Source organism: Bacteroides reticulotermitis JCM 10512 (assembly GCF_000517545.1).
Lineage (GTDB): Bacteria > Bacteroidota > Bacteroidia > Bacteroidales > Bacteroidaceae > Bacteroides > Bacteroides reticulotermitis.
Genome location: NZ_BAIV01000082.1, coordinates 1 through 1574, shown reverse-complemented (window position 1 = coordinate 1574; position 1574 = coordinate 1). Strand labels below are relative to the sequence as shown.

The 1574-nt window shown below is 40.7% G+C and carries 2 protein-coding genes; both read right to left on the bottom strand.

Going from position 1 to position 1574, the window contains the following annotated elements:
• Positions 1-252 precede the first annotated feature (252 nt).
• Positions 253-1113: an IS3 family transposase gene (locus JCM10512_RS21005; protein WP_044165911.1), complete on the bottom strand. Its 861-nt coding sequence runs from the start codon at positions 1111-1113 to the stop codon at positions 253-255.
• A 32-nt stretch (positions 1114-1145) separates the two neighbouring features.
• Positions 1146-1520 (bottom strand): transposase, encoded by a 375-nt coding sequence (locus JCM10512_RS24475; protein WP_044165910.1) that lies wholly within the window; start codon positions 1518-1520, stop codon positions 1146-1148.
• Between the last annotated feature and the right edge of the window lie 54 nt (positions 1521-1574).

Genomic DNA, 1574 nt, shown 5'->3' with positions numbered 1-1574 from the left:
TGACTTATCCTGAATCTGGTTGTCACTATTTGTTGCTTGTTACTAAAAACGTTGTCAAATATCTTTTTCTATTTCCAATACGGTTGTCATTCATTCTTCTACCTTTCGAATTTCGTTGTCACTTCAAAAACAATGGACAATCCGGAGTTTTTCTTTTTCTGGGTAAAAGCTGATGGGGCTCGATGCCCTATCAGCTTTTGGGTAACAATGGCATAAACCTTCGCTCCCTTTTTCTGGTTCAACAAATATAGTTCATAATTTTGTCTTCCCTTTCTTTTTCCAGAGATTTTCTCCGGGTACCTCTCCTTCATACACATCCATTGGCTTCTTCATTCCGATACTCATGTGTGGTCGGTCATAATTATAGAATTGTATCATTTGACCGATCCTCTGACGTGCTTGCTCTTCGTTTTTAAAGAGAGATATTCCGTAGATCCATTCTGTTTTCAGTATCCCATTCATTCTTTCTGCTATTGCATTATCTGTAGGTTTGCTATCCTCTGTCATACTGATTTGTATATGATGATCGGTTAATAGAGAGATATACAAATAGCAGGCATATTGCGTCCCCCGGTCGGAATGATGGATTGTTCCACACAAGTTACCTCCACCGGCTTTGGCTATAGCTTGTTCAAGTGCCTGCGCCGTGTACTCGGCATGTAGACCTGGTGCAAGAACCCATCCCAATACTGCATGAGAATAGGAATCTGTAAGCAAATGCAGGTAACAGACACTTCCTTCTATCCAAATATAAGTAATGTCACTTACCCAAATATGATTAGGGTATGTGACTTGCAAACCCTTGATCAGGTTGGGGTATTTGCGAAACAAGTGATTGGACTGGGTGGTGTAACGTGGCTTGCGAGCGGGAAGCATCATCTTCTCTGCACGCATGAACCGCAGAAAGGCATCCCTGCCTCCTGTCACCTGATAACCATATAGGGTGGAGAGTTCGGTGTGCAACTTTACACCACCCATGCCAGGAGCCTGTGAACGATAATAGGAGATGGCTTCCAGTAAAACAGCACGTAACTGAGATTTTGTTATTTGCGTCTTTTTCTTCTTATAATAAGCCTGACGAGTCTTGCCAAACAGACCGCAAAGAGTATCCAAACGCTCCTGTGGATACTCCCCGCGAAGGCCTGTTACTGCTTGGCACCACCTTTTTTTAATATAGAAATGCCTTCTTCTTTTTCAGCAACTTCGATCAGCTTTTCAAAAGCCCGGGAACGAAGCTTTTCTAATTCCAGAGCTTTCTTGAGTCTTAAAACTTCATGCGCAAGAAGCTCTTCCTTGCTCTTTTCTTTGTTGGACATTGAAAAATTGGATATGGTTTCTAAGTCCAAAGATAATAACTCAGAGTCAACAGGAAACTGGTTTATCCAATAATGTAAGACGCGAGCACAACTCAAATCCCACTTCTTAACAATGAATTTTAAGGATATGCCACTAGAGTAGTAATCACGTAAAACTTCTAACTTAAAAGTTTCACTGTAATAACGATGTTTTGATTTGGTCATAAATACAAGTGATTTATGCAACAAAACAGTGTAAACCTAATCCAGTATAAGACA